Annotated in this window: 15 protein-coding genes; 11 read left to right on the top strand and 4 right to left on the bottom strand. The window is 31.9% G+C overall.

The window, feature by feature from the left end:
• Positions 1-74: 74 nt before the first annotated feature.
• The 3 genes from LL038_RS10705 to LL038_RS10695 all read right to left on the bottom strand — a co-directional run bounded on the left by LL038_RS10705 (position 75) and on the right by LL038_RS10695 (position 5755).
• The gene (locus LL038_RS10705) at positions 75-1061 is read right to left on the bottom strand and encodes a nucleoside recognition domain-containing protein (RefSeq protein WP_216125887.1); all 987 of its coding nucleotides are present in this window, start codon (positions 1059-1061) and stop codon (positions 75-77) included.
• Between the two features lie 159 nt (positions 1062-1220).
• On the bottom strand, positions 1221-4058 hold the full coding sequence (locus LL038_RS10700) for a cache domain-containing sensor histidine kinase (RefSeq protein WP_216125884.1): 2838 nt from the start codon (positions 4056-4058) through the stop codon (positions 1221-1223).
• Positions 4059-4111: 53 nt separating this feature from the next.
• The gene (locus tag LL038_RS10695; protein WP_216125881.1) at positions 4112-5755 is read right to left on the bottom strand and encodes a response regulator; all 1644 of its coding nucleotides are present in this window, start codon (positions 5753-5755) and stop codon (positions 4112-4114) included.
• Positions 5756-5999: 244 nt separating this feature from the next.
• Here LL038_RS10695 and LL038_RS10690 point away from each other — a divergent pair, with 244 nt between their 5' ends.
• The 8 genes from LL038_RS10690 to LL038_RS10655 all read left to right on the top strand — a co-directional run bounded on the left by LL038_RS10690 (position 6000) and on the right by LL038_RS10655 (position 15385).
• Positions 6000-7325, top strand: coding sequence for an ABC transporter substrate-binding protein (locus LL038_RS10690; protein ID WP_216125878.1), 1326 nt, complete (start codon positions 6000-6002; stop codon positions 7323-7325).
• A gap of 80 nt (positions 7326-7405) precedes the next feature.
• Complete coding sequence (locus LL038_RS10685) at positions 7406-8323, top strand: carbohydrate ABC transporter permease (RefSeq protein ID WP_216125876.1); 918 nt, start codon at positions 7406-7408, stop codon at positions 8321-8323.
• A complete protein-coding gene (locus LL038_RS10680; RefSeq protein WP_216125875.1) occupies positions 8308-9171 on the top strand; it encodes a carbohydrate ABC transporter permease in 864 nt (287 codons plus the stop codon). The genes LL038_RS10685 and LL038_RS10680 overlap by 16 nt, the downstream gene beginning before the upstream one ends.
• Before the next feature lie 67 nt (positions 9172-9238).
• Positions 9239-10969 (top strand): glycoside hydrolase family 28 protein, encoded by a 1731-nt coding sequence (locus LL038_RS10675; RefSeq protein WP_216125874.1) that lies wholly within the window; start codon positions 9239-9241, stop codon positions 10967-10969.
• A gap of 282 nt (positions 10970-11251) precedes the next feature.
• Entirely contained in the window at positions 11252-11680 is a 429-nt protein-coding gene (locus tag LL038_RS10670) for a hypothetical protein (protein WP_216125873.1), read from the top strand.
• 110 nt (positions 11681-11790) lie between these two features.
• The gene (locus LL038_RS10665; RefSeq protein ID WP_268056058.1) at positions 11791-12771 is read left to right on the top strand and encodes an ABC transporter ATP-binding protein; all 981 of its coding nucleotides are present in this window, start codon (positions 11791-11793) and stop codon (positions 12769-12771) included.
• Positions 12768-14282, top strand: coding sequence for an ABC transporter permease/substrate-binding protein (locus LL038_RS10660; RefSeq protein ID WP_268056057.1), 1515 nt, complete (start codon positions 12768-12770; stop codon positions 14280-14282). The genes LL038_RS10665 and LL038_RS10660 overlap by 4 nt, the downstream gene beginning before the upstream one ends.
• Before the next feature lie 29 nt (positions 14283-14311).
• On the top strand, positions 14312-15385 hold the full coding sequence (locus LL038_RS10655; protein WP_216125456.1) for a 4Fe-4S binding protein: 1074 nt from the start codon (positions 14312-14314) through the stop codon (positions 15383-15385).
• Positions 15386-15514: 129 nt separating this feature from the next.
• On the opposite strand, the gene LL038_RS10650 is transcribed toward LL038_RS10655, so the two are convergent.
• Positions 15515-16072 (bottom strand): hypothetical protein, encoded by a 558-nt coding sequence (locus LL038_RS10650; RefSeq protein WP_216125368.1) that lies wholly within the window; start codon positions 16070-16072, stop codon positions 15515-15517.
• A 191-nt stretch (positions 16073-16263) separates the two neighbouring features.
• On the opposite strand from LL038_RS10650, the gene LL038_RS10645 reads away from it, so the two are divergent.
• The 3 genes from LL038_RS10645 to LL038_RS10635 all read left to right on the top strand — a co-directional run bounded on the left by LL038_RS10645 (position 16264) and on the right by LL038_RS10635 (position 19087).
• Positions 16264-16746, top strand: coding sequence for a MerR family transcriptional regulator (locus LL038_RS10645; protein WP_216125369.1), 483 nt, complete (start codon positions 16264-16266; stop codon positions 16744-16746).
• Positions 16747-16838: 92 nt separating this feature from the next.
• Entirely contained in the window at positions 16839-17726 is an 888-nt protein-coding gene (locus LL038_RS10640) for an MFS transporter (protein ID WP_216125370.1), read from the top strand.
• Positions 17727-17926: 200 nt separating this feature from the next.
• The gene (locus tag LL038_RS10635) at positions 17927-19087 is read left to right on the top strand and encodes an aldo/keto reductase (protein WP_216125371.1); all 1161 of its coding nucleotides are present in this window, start codon (positions 17927-17929) and stop codon (positions 19085-19087) included.
• Positions 19088-19249: the final 162 nt, after the last annotated feature.

Here is a 19249-nt window from a genome sequence, read left to right as displayed (position 1 = left end):
GCGACTAATAATGTATACTTCATACCATAATTACCATAAAATAATTATATTTACAATTAGTTTATGGGGATAGTCTAAAAGAGAAGATTACTAATTGAACCTTTGAGTCTTTGGACCTTTGAACTTTTGAGAAATAAAAATAGATTATATATCCAAACTGATATTATAGAAATAATCACTCGTGGAATAATCAAGTATATCATAGAAGCGCCAATAGTAAGAAAGTTAGCCGTTTCCTGTACAAGTGAATGGCATGTAGCTATTGATACATTTAATTTTCTTAGGCTTAAATCGTCAATACTTCTTTTGTTTTTTGCATCAATCAGCATGCTTGCTCCATATATCAATCCAATAATATTTGTAACTATCCATAAAAACGCCGTTTCTTCTGGTAAACCAAAAATAAACATCAGGTATTTGAACGTTCTACTTACTTTCCCTATAATATTATACCTTTCTAATATTTTGTAAAAAATTGTTACACATACATTTATAATAATTATCTTTATAATAATTAAATTTTCAATTAACCATCCAATTATTATTTTCGAAAAAGAAATTGGATTATCAACCGCAACTGAGTGTAATTTAATATTTATATAATTAACATCATTAGGAATGATATGATTTAAAACAACTCCAATAAACAAACTCGAAAAAACTCTTATAAACATAATTAAGAAAAAAGAACCTCCTGCTTTTTTTTGAACAGCTAACTCTACAGGTAAAGTATGGCACAACAATATCATTGTCGACAAAATAGTTATTTCTTTGATTGATAAGGGAAGGGTTGCCATAACAGCTATAGCTGAGTAACAATTTATAAAATATCCAGATATCAATACTAGTATAGACTCGCCTCTCAAACCTAGAAACCCGAACAATGGCGACACAATTTCACCCAATAAATTTACAAATCCAAAATATTTTAATAATGTTATTATTAGTGAAATAGGAATCATTATTTTTATAATACTCAGGCTTGCTTTGAATCCATCTTTTAAACCAGCCCAAAATACATCATTAAAAAAGTTGTTTTTATTGTATAGAAATACTTTCATATTCATGCCCCTTTCTTTTTTTAGTTTACCAATCCTTTTTAAAAAGAGTATGCCTTACTTTTTTATAATTTCGTCATAAAACAATTATGGTAATTATACCATAATTACCATAACTTGAGTATAGTTGTCCCTTTTAGCATTCTATAATAATGGTAATATCTATTTTACTGCCGGGAATGATATTTTAATGCAAGTCCCTATATTCTCACGGCTGTCAATTGAGAAGACGGCCTGGTCCTTAAAGCAAAGCATAATTCTTCTGTACACATTTGATAATCCAATGCCATTTTTCTTGCTATCGAAAGTGTCATGTTCAAGATTATCCATAAGTGACTTTAACTTCTCCTTAGACATGCCAACACCATTGTCAGAAATCTCTATATTTACTCTTCCATTCATAATATAGCCATGAAGGGTTATAATACCTTTATGACGGATACTATCTATACCATGTTTTATTGAGTTTTCTACAAGTGGTTGAAGAATGAGCTTTACTGTTTTGCAGACTTTCATTTCTTCTTCTATGTCGAGTAGGATTTCAGAACGGCCACCACAACGTATTTCATGAATATATATATAGCTTTTCAGATGCTCAATTTCTTCTGCAAAAGTGATAAGCTCATTTCCAGTAGAGACACTTCCTCTAAAGAAATTTCCAAGTGCGGTTACCATGTTACAAATATCCTCAGCGCCCTTTTTGTAAGCCATCCATTTAATAATTTCTAATGTATTGTAAAGAAAATGAGGATTAATCTGCTGCTGAAGAGAGGTAAGTGCTATTTCTTTTTCTAAATAAAGCTGTTGGCTCTCTCGCAGCTTTGATTGATAATTTTCTAGGATTAATTTATTAAACTGCTGAGATAAAATTGCAATTTCGTCCTTCCTTTTATAACTCATTAATTCTTCTAAGTCACCTTTTTTCATTAATGAAAGTAATTTTTTTAAAGGCTTAACTATACTTGAAGAGAAAAATGAAGTAATTAGCACAATAACAACGGAATAAGCAAGTAAAATATAAAGTACATACCAAAGCAGTGGAAGTATCATGGACGTTATTTCATTTAAAGGAATTACACAAGCAACTTTGTACATAAAACTATCAGAGCTATTTTGAATTATTACATATGACTTGGATGCATAAGTAAGTGTAAAGTATTCTAAACCTCTAGCTGTTTTAGAAATATAACTGTCAGAATGGAGCAAGGAAGCGATAGGCCCCATATTGTTTTGGGTAATAATATTTGAGGAGCTATCCATAAGAATGATATCCTTTGCAATATCGGAGCCAAGAATTTGATAGATACTGTCTAGATAACTCTGCTCAACAAAGAATACCGCATAGCCTATAGTAGGCCTATTAATGTATTGAAGGCCCCTGATTTTTCTTGCAAATACCAATACAGATTTTTTGTAATAATTTTTTTGGACTCCTAGAAATTTAAGTTCCCCAATTGTATTTTTCATAACATCGGATACAGGAAAGGTATCTAGGTTAATATCTGAATATATATTGTCACCTTTAACATTATATAAGTTTACTGAGAAAAACTCGCTTCTGGATCTTTTAATATCTGAAAACATGTTTCTAATAGTTGATGAACCGCTCTTTGATACTCTATCAGTTTCAGATTCAGGCCAGGAATGTTGAAATGTATCATCATAAACAAATTGGCTTGTTATATAGTTATAATTATTGAAATTATAATCAATATATTTTCTTACCTTAGCAACAGTATTCACTGTTAGTCCTGTAACTTTATCATAGTAAAGTATGTAATAATTATAAATAAGTAAAGAACTAAAAAGTATGATTGGAAGTATTACAGTCATTGAAAAATAGGCAATGAGTTTTGTACGTAGCCCATAATTCTGGAGAGGAAATAAATGTTCAGACTTAAGGTCGCAAGGATTGCTAGGCATATCCTTGGTAATTGTATTAGCTAGATTAATTAGCGGTATGGATAGCTTTCTTGATAAAAAATAGGAGAGTATAATGACTGTAATTATACATGAAATACCGTAGAATATTAAATAAGTCCTTATCCTAGAGAAATCAGGATACACCTGAGAGATAGGTGTTTTAATTACTATTTGAAGATTACTTAAGGATAAAGTGTAGTAGGTTAAGAGGCTTTGTGATCCGGTTTTTTTCTCGAAAGTATAAAATATATCTTGTGTTTGCTTAAAAGTGTGATATTTTATGTCTACATCCTCTACGTTGTCTGACAGTATCTCAGTGCTGTCTGGGTCAAGCAAATAGAGATTTGATCCTTCCCCGAAATCTGAAAACAAATCAGTTATAACCGCGGGTTTAAATGTTATGATTATCATACCTATAACATTATTATTAGCATTTCTGAGTTTGCGAACATAAGTAATATTATTTTTGATTGTATTACTAATATTATCTTCTGTGATGCTAGAATTTAAATTTTTCTTATTATATTTGTAATAAAAGGGTATTCCTTCATTTTTATCATCGCTGAGGGGATGATTGTTTCCGGAAAAATTCTTGAAGCTAAAGTCATCACCTAAGTATGACCCTTGTTTATCCATTCCGAATATATAAGACATATCATTGGAGCCAAGAAGTATGATTTTATCAATATAGTTCTGAGATAAAAACACTGTATTAAGTTCATCATTAATACCTGATAATGAACTGTTAATTTTAGCAAAATCAGTATTGTCAACATGATTAGAGAGATATTTATTAATAATCGTGCTATTGTGTAGTTTTTTTATACCATCGTCTATATCAATGAAATTATTATTAAAGTATTCGGTGGAAAGTTTCAAGGAACTTTCATAATAGTCTACCTGCCTTTTTACAAAAATATTTGTTACTACTCTATAGGAAAGTACTGAAAAGGTAATAACAACTGTAACCATAAGTAGCACTGAAGAAAGAAACAGCTTTTTTCTTATGCTCCTATTTGAATATAGACTAATGCAGTAACACTTTATTTTTTCAAATAATACATGCAGTAATTTCATAAAAAATCTCCAATCCAATTATAAGATAATTAAAGATGATGGTCGATCAATTTTTAAGTTAATTTACGCCTATATTTAAGAGGCGTCATTCCTGTACAATTTTTAAAGGTATTGGCAAAGTAGGTGGCATCCCCATAGCCAACCAGGTTACCTATTTCATAGATTTTTAAATCAAAACGTTTTAGTAGCTCTTTTGCTTTATTAATCCTCAATTCTTTTAGATAATCTACAAAGTTTAAGCCGGTTTCTTTCTTAAACCGAATACTGAAATAGCTTGGGCTTAGGAATACCATATCGGCTACCTGATTTAAAGTGATTTTTTTTGTGTAATTACTCTCAATATATTTTTTTGCTGTTTGAATTGATAAGTATGAAGATGAATGAACGTTATTGTTTATCTTTCTTGTGACTTCGCATATTTTGGAAATAACATTTTCCATAGACACTTCCAAAACCGCAAAAGATTTAATGCCTGAAACAAAACAGGTAAATGGAGGTGGGACTTGTACACATTCTCTTACCGAAGTGCCATGTTTGTTCAGTCTTCTGTCAATCATATTTAGTAGCTGTATTGTATAATCCTGGATAGACTCAGGAGCCAAACATTTCAAATCATGCGAGAAGTTTCCCCATAACTCTTTAAAGTGAGTCAGACTATCATTACTATTACCTTCAATGATGGAATCAATAAGAAGATTCTCTATTTCGTAGGGGTATTCAGCAACTAAACTTGATGAAATATTATATAACCAACAGCAGAAAATAGTTGTTTTTGTATCAAAGTATCTTCTTTTTAAACACCGTGTAGCTTCTTTATATGAGTTAGCAGTCGAAAGAATATTCTTATAAATGTTGCCTACACCAACCCATATTGCTCCATCTGGAATCTCGCTTAAGGAGTTATATATTAAAGCCTTCAAAGCTTCAAGCTTTTCCTTTAGATATTCACGTTCACATTTTATGTGTTCTGGAACATTGAAATTAAAGAATATAACTATTTCGAAATTATGGTTAATGAAAAAATAACCCAGGTTATTAATTTTAAGATATTGACTTATGTTTTGGAATATAGATGAATTTCTTATACGCTTATTCTCATTTTGCCAGAGATCTGAAATATACTGTGACTGAAAAATAGCGCAACTATAAGATTTATAATTTAAATTCAGCTCTAACAGATTTATTTTCTCATTTATCTCATCTAAATCGTAAACCTTTTCTTCTACTATGTCTTTTAAGAATTTCTCTGCTGCTAAAGGCAGACTTTCATTAATTTGTTTTTCATAAGTTTTTAACATTTTTGGTATTTTACTTTCTTTATCTAGTTCCTTTTTTAAATGTTTGAAAATTGAAGTTAATTCATTTATGTTTACTGGTTTAAGTAAATATTCACTAACCCCTGACTTTATAGCGGCTTTTGCATAGTCAAATTCTTTATAGCCTGTTAGTAATACAATCTTTATATTCTGAAATTGAGAATGGACTCTTTTCATAAGCTCAATACCATCCATAAAAGGCATTTTTATATCAGTTATAATTACATCAACTAATTCCTTATTTAACAGTTCCAAAGCTTCTTCTCCATTGTAAGCACAGCTTACTGCATTGAAGCCAAGATCTTTCCAATGAAAGGACATAAGACCATCGCAAATAAAAAATTCATCATCAACAATCATGATCTTATAAGGATTATTCAAGGCTATACCTCCTAAGAATATCGAATTTATACAATGCTTTTATTTATTATATCATAAAGGAATTATTTACACAAAATGTATATATGTAACAATCTATGAAATTAAACGCAGGTGTAATGATTATAATAAATAAAACAAAAAACATAAAGAAATCAAAGAAATGTCCTATTAAAATTTAAAATTCAAACTGTTATAATATATTTATGAAATGTTAAACGATTACAATATTCGAGGGGGATTAAAGATGAACATTAAAAAAATTTTTCCTTTATTGTTGGCAACTACACTAGTTGCGGGTAGTTTCGCAGGATGCTCTAACAAAGCTTCAGGAAGCAAAGAATCATCAACGAACAAGGCAGCGAATGAGGTAACGGTATTTACGTATAAAGTACGTGATGAGAACTCGCAGTTCGGAACTCTTTTTAAAAATTTTACTGAGAAGACTGGAATAAAAGTTAAACTTCAAACTATACAAGGAGATATGTCTGATTATGAAAAGAAAATCGATATATCTCTTATGTCTGGTGATACTACGGATGTCTTTTTTACTACAAACCAAATTTCACAAGCTAAATATGCTCTTAATGGATCTATATTACCACTAGATGATGTTGCAGAACAAAATAAATATGATTTAGTTAAAAACTATGGAAAGTACCTTTACAAGGTTAATGGAAAAAATTATGGAATACCAAGTTCTCCAACCTACTGGTCAGTATTTTACAATAAAAAGATTTTTGATGATGCAGGCGTACCTTATCCAAGTGGATATTGGACATGGGACCAATATATATCAACTGCGAAAAAGCTTACTAATCCTGCGAAGAAGATATATGGCTCATTTATGAATGATTTCGATGCTAACTTTTATATGATAGCAACCCAAAAAGGGATAAGTGGATATAAGAAGGATGGTACTTCAAATTTTGATGATCCTGCATTTGCAGATTCATTGAAGTTTTATGGAGACTTAGGAAGTAATTTAAAGGTTCAGCCAAGTTATTTGGAGTATGAATCAAAAAAGCTTCCAGCAGAGAGCTTTGTTAATGGCAATTATGGTATGTGTTTTACGGGTACGTGGTTATTTGCAAATTTGACTGATACAACTAAGTATCCAAGGGATTGGAAATGGGGTATAACTCAAGTTCCAGTTCCAGATGCAAACTCAAAGAATAATGTTGGTGCGGTAGGCTATACGGTTATAAACAAAAATTCTAAAAATAAGGAAGCTGCCTTCAAATTAGCTACTTATATAGGTGAAAATCAGTATAAAATAACTAATGAACTTCCAGCACTTCAAGACTTTTCAAAAGACAATTATTTAAAATTGTTCAGTGATATAGCAAGCAAATCTGGTAACAGCGTAACATCTAAAGAGTTATACGACGCGTTAATTAATAATGGCCTCGGCTTTAAAGCTGAAAAGATTACTGGATCTATTCCTTCACAATATAAGGCAATAATTAAGAAGGAAGTACCCCTATATTTAAGTGGTCAAAAATCTGCAAAAGATATAACTGCAGAGATTAAGAAACAAGCTGATGTTGAAATTAAGAGTGCACAGAAATAGTAACAGATAAATCAAGTAAGCCGGTGTGATATCTAATTGGTATCATGCCAGCATTATTTTACAATAGAGAGGTGAATGCCATGCAATTTAAAATGAAGACAAAGGGGTCAATGGAAAAACAGGAAGGCGGAATTGCAATCTTTTTTCTAGCTCCATTTATGATAGGATATTTAATCTTTGAATTAATTCCTATTATATCAACTGTTGTAATGAGTTTTATAAACTTAAACTCACTGAGAGGTATCACAGATTTTGCATCCATAAAATTTGTTGGATTTGAGAATTATATAAATATTTTCAAAGATAGTGATGCGATTATGGCTTACGGAAGATCAATGTTATATACTCTTTATTATGTTCCACTTCTTAACATAATTGCCATTGTCCTTGCTTTACTCATAACTAGGCAATTGTATCTTAGGACTGCTATCAGAACAATGATTTTTATGCCATATGTAGCTAACATTGTTGCAGTAGCCATTTTATTTGGAACTCTACTCAACCCATTCGGTGGACCAATAAACGAGCTTTTAAAATCATTGGGTATTAATAATCCACCTATGTGGTTATTTGGAAAGAATACATCGCTTCCAACAATTGCTGGAATTTCAATATGGAAGGATCTTGCATTCCAAATGGTAGTGTATATGGCTGCTATTAATAATGTATCAAAAGAACTTTATGAATCAGCAGATGTAGAAGGAGCTTCTATATTTACCAAAATCACCAAAATTACAATACCAATGATCTCTCCAACCATATTTGCAATGGTAATAACAAGCATTATAAATTCTTTTCAGAACTATGCTATTGTTAAAACAATGACAGATGGCGGGCCTGGAAATGCTTCAAGGGTGGCGGTACTTAATATTTATCAGCAGGCCTTTGAATACAACAAATTCAGTTATGCATCGGCTCAGGCAATGTTATTATTTCTAATTATTTTAGTAGTAACACTTATACAATGGAAGGGGCAGAAAAGATGGGTACATTATTAACTAAATTTAAACACAGAACAACTTTAAAAAAGAGTAAAGTCAACAAAATACTATTGACAATATTCATGATTTTATTCGCTATATTGATGATAATTCCATTTATACTTATGATTTCAGCTTCTTTTAAACATTCTGCTGTTGCTTTTGCAAATATTTTTGAGGTGATACCTAAAAATATTTACCTTGGTAATTATGAGGCGCTTTTAAAAGACCCACTATATTTCAAATGGTTTTTGAATTCAGTTTTTGTGGTTATTTTAACTATAGCATTAAAAATAGTAGTTGTGTCAATGGCGGCTTATGCTTTTGCAAGACTGCGTTTCAAGCACAGAGATTTATTATTCGTAATTATTATGTCTGCGATGATGATATCCCCAGATACAACAATTGTTCCAAGATATTTGCTCTATAGATCTATGGGCCTTACAGATTCACTTTGGGTGCTTATTGTGCCGTCATTGTTTGGAGTATACTTTGTATTTTTACTTAGACAATTCTTTATGGCGATACCTATGGAACTATCGGAGGCAGCATTAATTGATGGCTGTAGCCATTTTAAAATATACAGAAGCATAATTCTACCACTAGCAAAGCCAGCCATAATGACAATGGTACTATTTATTTTCATATGGTCTTGGAATGATTATATTAATCCATCTGTATTTATAACTCCGATAGAAAAACAAGTACTAACCGTTGGACTTCAGTCTTTTCAAAGTGAATATTCAGCTGATACATCACTGCAAATGGCAGGTGTCTGTATAGCTGTTCTTCCAATAATTATTTTGTTTTCATGCATTCAGAAGTATTTTGTTGAGGGTATATCTTCAACTGGGATAAAGGGGTAGGTTAAGGATTTAAATAAATAAAACAAAGATAGTGTTTACACTACAATAATTCAAGGGAGATTATTATATGAAACATGTGTGGAATAAGAAAAAAATTATCTCATTATTTCTTATGGCTTTTATGTGCACAGTGCCCATCTTGTTCAATCAACATATTGTATATGCAGCTGGAGAAGCAGAAGCGTCAATTACAAATTCCATAAGTACTGTTAACTTAAGTACAAAAATGAAAATAGCTAGTATTACTAAGGAAAGCCGTTATGCACCAAGTAATTTGCGTAAATCACCGGCTTCAGCAACAGATAAGTCCATAGTATTGATTTGGGAAAAGCCAGCTGAATATTCTAATATAACAGGTTATACAATTTATAGTGGTAACAAAAAAATTGGTGAAACAGATAAAACCTATTATAAAGTACAAGGACTCAATGAGGATACTAAATATAAGTATGTTATAAAGGCCCATGATGTCAATGAATTTGAGTCTATAAGCAGCAATGAAGTTACAATTAAGACAGAAAAAACAGGAAAAATCTTAAATATAAAAGATTACGGCGCAGTTGGTAATGGTATAACAAAGGATACAGAATCAATTCAGAAGGCAATTGATGCTTGTCCTAAGGGAGGAACTGTGCTTTTGCTTGAAGGGAAATATTTAAGTGGAGCCTTGTATCTTCATTCTGATATGACCTTTTATGTAGCTAAGAATGCTCAGCTTATACCGAGTTCAGAGTTAAAAGATTATCCATTTACTTCTGCAAGACATGACATTGAAGATATTTATGATCCTAATAGTCCAACACTCGGAAATCCAGCTTTTTCAAGTTTATTAAATGCTGGTAATATGGATCATAATAAAGGTGCAACTACCCAGAACATTAAAATTTTGGGTGAAGGTACTATTGGTGACAAAAGTAATGGCTTAGCACTTAGAGTAGCATATGATGCATTTTGTGCTGATACGGTAAATAACAAGGCATCACATTATGGTGGTGGTAGCTTAATTAGTCTAAAAAATTGTTCCAATGTTTACATGGATGGAATTCACATTCAAAACGGAATGATGTGGACTATAGTGCCAGTGTATAGCAGTTATATTACATCTTATAATCTTGATATAACGACAACTGTGCATAATGGTGACGGGTTCAACCCCAATTCATCCACTAATATCTACATGTTAGAAAATAGTTTTACTACTGGTGATGACTGTTCTGCAATTAAATCTGGAAAGGATGCAGAAGGTCGCGAAATTGGACGTCCTTCCACAAACATCTATTATCGTGGTTGCGTGTTTAATGCTGGTCACGGTGGCATTACTTGCGGAAGTGAAATGTCTGGAGGAATAAGCGATGTATTTGCTGAAGATTGCACACTTGTTCCAGTTGACATCAATACTAAAGCCACGAACCCTGGTATCCGAGTAAAAGTCAGTCCATCTAGAGGAGGATATATTCGAAATTTGAAAGTAAGAGATTCTATATGCAATAAGATTTCAGTAATTACAAACTATGACAAACAGGCTGGAGCAACGCAGGGAGTCTCATTACCGGATATATCCAACTTTAAGTTTGACAATCTTACTGCTCCAGAAGGAAATTCAACTTATATTTTAGATCTTAATGGCGCCAATTTTGGAAGCAGTGTTTCTTATTTAAAAGATTTACAATTTACTAAGTGCAGTTTCTATAAGGCAAATTTGAATTTTTGTGAAAATGTATTATTTAAGAACTGTAGCTTTAAAAATGGTATAACTAAAACAGGCTGCATCAATATTCAAGAACAATTAGGAGAATAATTATCATAAATGGTTAGTAAGATTCGGATGTGCTCCCCTTAAAGTAGATAGATTAGTAATAAAAATCTGTTACTTGAAAGGGGAGCATTTTTTATGGAATCAGGATTGAAATTGCTTATAAATGATTTAATTTAGAAATATTTTAAAATTCAAAAAAAGTTCACACACTTTTTCATATTTTTTGATATTATATAATAATTAACTATATTTTTGAATAATACTAAAGAGAACTACACAAAGTATAATTTACCTTATAATAATTTATCATTTAGGAGGCTGGGAATGAAAAAAAATCAAAAGAGAGTCAGTGTATTTAAACTAGTCCATACTTGTATTAAAGAAAATGAGGAGTTATATATTAAATCGGAATTATCAGAAAAAGATTTAGTGAAGTTAATAAAAGTATTGCAAACTAAAACTGTGAGTATTGAAGAGACTTTTGATTTATGCCCAAATGAAATGATGAATATATTACTTAAATATGATGGTATTAGAGCTTTTCCCAATGATCAAGATTTACAAGAATTGTATAACAAGAATGAGGAATATTTTGACTTTATAAAAATAGACTTATATAGTGTATGGAAAAATGATATTGTTGTAGATGATAAAGATTTGGTTGATATCAAATATATTAATCCAAATGCATTACAAATGATAAATAATTATATTAAAGATGAACCTAAAATTCTTAGCAAACAAACAAGTTAGTTTATATTATTAAAAAGAGTTTAATAAGGGTAGTTATGATGTTTACTATTAAATTGGTGATTCATAACTACTTTTTTGATGTTTTTAATTGATAATAAAGGAGAAACTATATGATTAAATTTGATAAGGTATCAAAGATTTATCCCGGTGGTAATATTGCAGTTAATTCTTTAAGTCTTGAAATTAAAAAAGGAGAATTTTTTGTAATTATAGGACCAAGTGGATGTGGAAAAACTACAACACTTAAAATGATAAATCGTTTGATAAAATTAAGTGATGGTACAATTTATATAAATGAAAAAAAGATAAGTGAATATAATATCCATGAATTACGATGGGGCATAGGATATGTGCTTCAACAAATTGGACTCTTTCCTCACATGACAATTGAAGAAAATATAGCTATTGTACCAGAACTTAAAAAGTGGGATAAACGTAAGATTAAGGATAGAATCACAACACTTTTGGAAAGCGTTGGTCTTAAGCCAGATAAATATCGTCATAGAAAGCCAAGTGAACTTTCAGGTGGAGAGCAGCAAAGAATAGGAGTAATTCGGGCACTAGCAGCTGATCCAGCTATTCTTTTGATGGATGAACCTTTTAGTGCACTAGACCCAATTAGTCGTAAAAAATTACAACAAGATATTGTTAACCTACAAAAGAAGATTAAAAAAACTATTGTTTTTGTAACTCATGATATGCAAGAAGCATTAGCTCTTGGTGATAGAATTTGTGTAATGAAAGATGGGGAAATTGTTCAGTGTGATACACCAACAAATATTTTGAAAAGCCCCAAAAATGATTTTGTTAAGAACTTTTTTAAGTCGGGTAATGGTTATAACACTTCTATATTTAGTAAGCCTTATCAAGTAAGGGATATGTTAGATGCTGGATTTTGTGAATCTTACAAATCAGGCGATGGTAATCTAAGCATTAGCGATACTGAATCTATAGAGAACTTACTTAAGCGATTGGAAAATGAGAAAGACGTTCCAGTAAATCATTTGGGAGAAATTATTGGAACTATAAATCATGAGCACTTAATTAAATTTATCTCGCAAAAACTTGAAAAAGGTGGTGAAATCTCATGAATACACTAATTTCAACACTAATGCAGCGTAGGCAGCAATTAGGTACGGCACTTCTTGAACATATGCAGATTTCGTTTATAGCTATACTTATCGCTGTAATTATTGCAGTCCCACTTGGTATATATATAACAAGACATAAGCGGCTCGCAGGACCGTTATTACAGATAGCGTCTATTTTTCAGACAATACCTTCTCTTGCTATTCTTGGAATACTTATTCCACTTGTAGGAATTGGACAGGTACCAGCTGTTATTGCCCTAGTTATATATGCTATTTTACCTATACTTAGAAATACATATACCGGAATAAAAGAGATTGATCCTATATTAATTGAGGCAGCTGAAGGTATGGGTATGAATAGACGTAAGCAACTTTTTAAGGTTCAATTACCACTTGCAATGCCTGTTATTATGGCGGGAGTAAGGACATCGATGGTACTCGTTATTGGTACGGCAACACTTGCAGCTTTAATTGGCGCTGGTGGACTTGGAGAGCTGATTCTTCTTGGAATTGATCGTAATGACAATAACTTGATCCTAGTTGGAGCAATTGCAGCGGCACTTCTAGCAATTATTTTTGATGCTTTACTCAGTTTTCTAGAAAAAGTTTCTTTGAAAAGATCAATGATAGCTATAGCTTTAGGAAGTATTATTATTGCATCTGTTGTTATTACTCCATATTTTTTTGCACAAAAAAAAGAAATTACTATTGCAGGTAAACTTGGTTCAGAGCCTGAAATATTAATTAATATGTATAAGCTAATGATTGAAGATGAAACTAACCTTACTGTAAAGTTAAAACCTGGAATGGGTAAAACTAGCTTCCTTTTTAATGCCTTAAAATCAGGAGATATTGATATATATCCAGAATTTACAGGTACAGCACTTGAAACATTTGTAAAAGAGAAAGCAAAAAGCCATATTCCAAATCAGGTATACGCGCAAGCACGTATTGGCATGGATAAAAATTTTAGTATGGAACTTCTAGAACCTATGAAGTACAACAATACTTATGCTATTGCAGTACCAGATAGCTTTGCAAAAGAATATAAACTTAATAATATATCAGATTTAAAAAATGTAGAGGATAAAATTAAAGCAGGATTTACACTTGAGTTTACTGATCGCGAAGACGGTTATAAAGGTATTCAAAAGATTTATGGAGTGAATTTTGATAATATAAAGACTATGGAACCTAAATTACGTTATACTGCCATAAAAGCTGGTGATATTAACTTGGTGGATGCTTATTCTACAGATAGTGAACTTTCACAATATAATATGAAAGTATTAAAAGATGATAAACAATTTTTCCCGCCATATCAAGGTGCACCACTTATGCTTAAGAAAACACTTAAGAATTATCCGGAGCTTAGTAAGCCATTGAATAAATTAGCTGGCAAGATTACAGATGCTGAAATGAGTAATATGAATTATAGGGTTAATGTAAAAGGTGAATCAGCCTTAGAAGTTGCAAAAGAGTACCTTAAAAAAGAAGGCTTATTAAAATAGCATTGAAATTTAAGGGGGGCTAGAAATTGATGGAATCTAATAAAAATATTGAACTTAGAATTCTAAAGGCTATTCTCTGGATATATATAATCTTATGTATTTTAATAGCTGGATTAAATTATGGATATGCAAGTAGAGCCACACCCAAAGTAGCATTATTTATAACGTGGCTCTGGCAATTTTATGAAAACTGGGTAAAGACTTTATTCATAATTATTGGCAGTTTCCTTACAATTAGAATTATCGGAACTTCTAAAAGGTCAGTAATGAGAAAAAGAAACCTAATTGGATTTATAGTTTCTGCACTAATTGTACATATTACTGCTCCTATACTACTTAATAACAAAGAATTATATTTCTTTGCTATGCCATTGCCATGGACAACGATACCCTTACAGCTGCTATATCCGAAATCGTCTTTTTATCTTAGTAGTTATCCAATTTGGGGAGAAGCTGGTATATCAGCTGCTCTTATATTTTATGTCTGTGTCAGCATTGTTGTTTTAGTAGGAACTTTATTATTTGGTAGGCGATTGCAATGTTCAACCCTATGTTTGTTTAATGGGTTTGCTTCGGAAATATTTGATCCAGTAATTCCTCTAATTGGGAAAAATAAAAAACCAAAGCCAATAGTAATTAAAATTTTTTCGATTTTAAGATGGGTATTTCTATTGATTTCAGTGTTTTTTACTGTTTGGTGGATCCTGTTATTATTAGGAACACCAATAACAGAAAATTTTAAGATAATTAGTAAAATTGAAAATTATAAGTATCTCACTACAGAACTGATGATAGCAATGTTTTTTTGGGTGGCTTTTATTGGTAGAGGTTATTGCTATTATTGTCCATTAGGGACAGTTTTATCTTTCCTTGGGAAAATAGCTGGTCAACGAATTATTACAAACAAGTCAAAATGTATACAATGTGGCCAATGCAATTTGGCATGTCCAATGTCGATTGATATTAAGAGCAAGGCTCAAAGCGGAGATGCAGTAATAAACATACGTTGTGTTGGTTGTGGCCACTGTGTAGATGTCTGCCCAGTTAAAACACTGGGTTATTCAACAAAATTTTCAAATTGGATATCAAATAACATAAAATAAGAAATTTCTTGTTTTATGTTGTCAGAATTAAAAGAAGAGTAATACATAAATTATATTACTCTCTCTCTTGGTACATTTTATTTGTTTGTCTACTTTGGGGATATAAATCATACACATTAAGCAGTATCTTTATTTACTAATTTGCATATTCTCCAAGTTTGTTTGAATTTTTTGCTGTATTGTATCAGCCTGCACTTGAGTAATTACTTTACTTTTAACTAATGAGTTTAATCCATTAATTACATTAGTATTATTTGTTGTCTCAATTTGGTTTGTTGAATTTGTTGTGCCTGTTCCTGTTGTATCTGTTGTACCTGGTGTTCCTGTTGATCCTGTTGTACCTGTTGATCCTGTTGCTCCTGGTGTTCCTGTTGTTCCTGTATTAGGTGTTGCTACATTACTATTATTTGTGACTGAACCTTGTGACATATTCTTTGTTATTGCTGAAAGTACTTTTTTCGATTGGGTATTTGTTATTGTTTTTGCAGTAACTAGTTCTTTAAGAGTATTAGAATAAAGTGTTTTCGTTGTTGCTGTAGATATAGATTGGTTAGATTTATTAATTTGGTTGCTTCTATTAGTATTATTTATTGGCGCTTTCGTAGTGTTTCTCATATTACAGCCAGTAAATAGTAAAATAGTCATACTAACACTAATTAATATTAAAGAAATTTTTGTATTTTTCATTTTTACCCATCCTTCATGTATATTTTTTATTCTTTTATTATTTAATTATGATTAGGATAAATGTATGAAAATATACTTTAAATGAAAAAATAAAGCCCAAAGGCATCCCTTAGAGCTTCTACTTATTTATTTACCTAAACATGGGTGATTTCACAAAATACTTACTATACATTATATAGGGAGATGTTTTTATGCTGTCAGTAAAAAAAGCGGCGGATTTAGTTGGTCTTTCCGAACATACGGTAAGGTACTACACGGATAAAGGAATGGTTCCTTCCTTGAAGCGCGACAAGAACAACAACCGATTGTTTGATAGAGAATCAGTGTATTGGCTGCAAGCAATTAAATATCTGCGAGGCAGTGGGATGTCCATCAAGTCGATTCAGGAATACATTCAGCTATGTTTGGAAGGGAATGACACTGTTTCGCAGCGATATGATATCGTCATTTCACAGAAAAAGTTGCTGGAGGAGAAAATGCAGGAAATAGATGAACAGTACAGATATCTAAAAGCAAAAGCCAATTTGTATATTGAAATTATGGATGGCAAAGCACCAGATCGGCTTAATCCAGCTAACTGGGATAAGTCTGCTCCGACACCAGAAGATTTGGCTGCTTTTTTAGATGAGGGTAATAGACAATTCAGACGAATTCGGAAACAGCAGGTGCCTTAGAACTTTATTGAAAGTTCTAAGGTGCTTTTTTAATTTAAGGCATTTTTAAATTTTGAGAAAAAATATAAAATAATTCTAATTCTCTTGACTTCGTGTTACTCGAGGGTAATATACTTATTATAGGAACTGGAGTTTTTAATGTCACTTGTTTTACTATAGCGGCAAAACTAGCGGCACCCGGACGTCAATCAGGGGCTATCTCTACAATTACAACTGGGTTCAATGCAGCTCTAATCGTAGGTCTGCCAATGGGTCGTGTTATTACTGCGGCATTCGGTTGGAGGGCAATTTTTTGGGGAACCGGTATTCTTAGCTTTCTAGCCATATTCATAGTGGCATTAACGATTCCATCTACAGAGGGCGAGGAGGCAATACCTCTAAGCAAGCAACTAGCTCTTTTGAAGAGTCCTAGAATATTACTTACTCTTGGTATAACGTTCTTTTGGATCATAGGGTATGCAATACCATATTCGTATATTACTCCTTTCCTTAAGGCTATTTCACCAATGAGCGAACAGATGATAAGCATAGCTCTCTTTGCCTTTGATATTGCTACCTTAGTAGGAAACAAGTTTGGAGGATTCTTGGGGGATCGTATCGGTATCTCAAGAACAATTATTGGCAGCCTGGTGCTCCGAGTAATTGCGCTTGTGTTACTATCAATTATCGTTGGATCAACCGTCGTTACCATTTTATTGCTTGTTTTATGGGCTATAGCGATTTGGACACCTTCTCCAGTTCAGCAGGTTAACATTATCTCGCTATCTCCAGAAGCCTCAGGAATAATGCTTAGCCTTAATAATTCAGTTATGCAATTAGCCTTTGCTGCGGGCGCCGGAATCGGAGGGATCGCATTAGAAAGTTCATCGATATTAACACTAAGTTGGACCGGAGCTGTATTTGCAGCGATTGCTATAGTTGTTGCGTCTGTTTCATTTAAAATTAGAAGTTCGTCCAACAATAGTTTAGTGGCAAAGTAACAAGAAATAATATAACAAAAAAAGCGTTTAACCAGAAAACATTTAAATTACTACTTGACTTGGAGTCCACTCCAAGTGATAGCATATAGTTAGAAACCAATCACGTAAAAAATATGGATTCCTATAATGTGGAACTTTTGGGATATCCAAACTGGTGGCGACCGATGCTATTTAAATTTAAAAATTAGGGAGATGGAAAGATGTTATATAGGACATTAGGAAAGACGAATGAAAAGGTCTCAGCTTTAGGTTTTGGATGTATGAGATTACCTATTATTTATGGAGATGTAACAAAGATTGATGAGGAAAAGGCAATAGAAATGATTCATCATGCAATTGATGAAGGAGTAAACTATGTAGATACTGCATATCCTTATCATGGAACTGGAATGGAAAGAGGCGGAGAAAGTGAACCATTTGTTGGTAGAGCTTTGAAAGATGGTTATAGAGAAAAAGTTAATTTAGCTACAAAGCTTCCTAGTTGGTTAATTAAGACTAGAGAGGGTATGGACAAGTATTTAAATGAACAATTAGAACGTCTACAAACAGATAAAATAGATTTTTACTTAGTACATGCTCTAAATAGAGGTGTTTGGGAGAATTTAAAGAAATTAGGAATAGATGAGTTTTTAAATTCAGCCATTAAAGATGGAAGAATAAGATATGCAGGATTTTCATTTCACGATGATTTAGCTGTATTTAAAGAAATAGTGGATTACTATGATTGGTCATTCTGCCAAATTCAATATAATTATCTAGATGAAAATTTTCAAGCTGGAACAGAAGGATTAAAATATGCAGCAGATAAGGGCTTGGGAGTTGTTATTATGGAACCACTTAGAGGCGGAAAGCTAATTAAAGATCTTCCAGAAGCAGTTATAAATGCTTTTGATAAAGCGGAAATCAAAGAATCTCCAGTTGAATGGGCGTTAAGATGGGTATGGAATAATCCAGAAGTATCTGTAGTACTTAGTGGTATGAATGTAATGGAGCATATCGATGAAAACTTAAAAATTGCAAGTGTTGCATTACCTAACTCATTAACAGAAAAAGAATTAGAAATAATGGATACGGTAAAAAAAGCGTATAAAGAAAGAACAAAAGTTAACTGTACAGGTTGTCAATATTGTATGCCTTGTCCAGTAGGAGTAAATATTCCTAAGAACTTTACTTACTACAATCAATATCACATGCTTGTTACGCCAGAAACAGAAGGAGAACTTAAGGCTCACTATAATGGCTTTGTAGATGTGTCACAAAAAGCAGATAAATGCTTAGAGTGCGGTAAATGTGAAAGTCATTGTCCACAAGGAATTAAAATTCGTCAAGAATTAAAAAATGTTAGGGCATTATTTGAATAGACATAAATCAATATAAAATTGTGAAAAAGTTATACTTATTATTTAATCAAAATAAGATGCAATTAAGAAGAAAGGATATGGGTGAATTTAAATGGAACAGAAAAAAGATGTATTCGAAAGGTTAAAAAACGGAGAAGCCGTAAGTATGTATGAAGAAGAATA

This window comes from Clostridium estertheticum (genome assembly GCF_026650985.1).
Taxonomy (GTDB): Bacteria; Bacillota; Clostridia; order Clostridiales; family Clostridiaceae; genus Clostridium_AD; species Clostridium_AD estertheticum_C.
The sequence above is the reverse complement of the archived record's forward strand: the minus strand, read 5'-3'. Positions and strand labels throughout refer to the sequence as shown.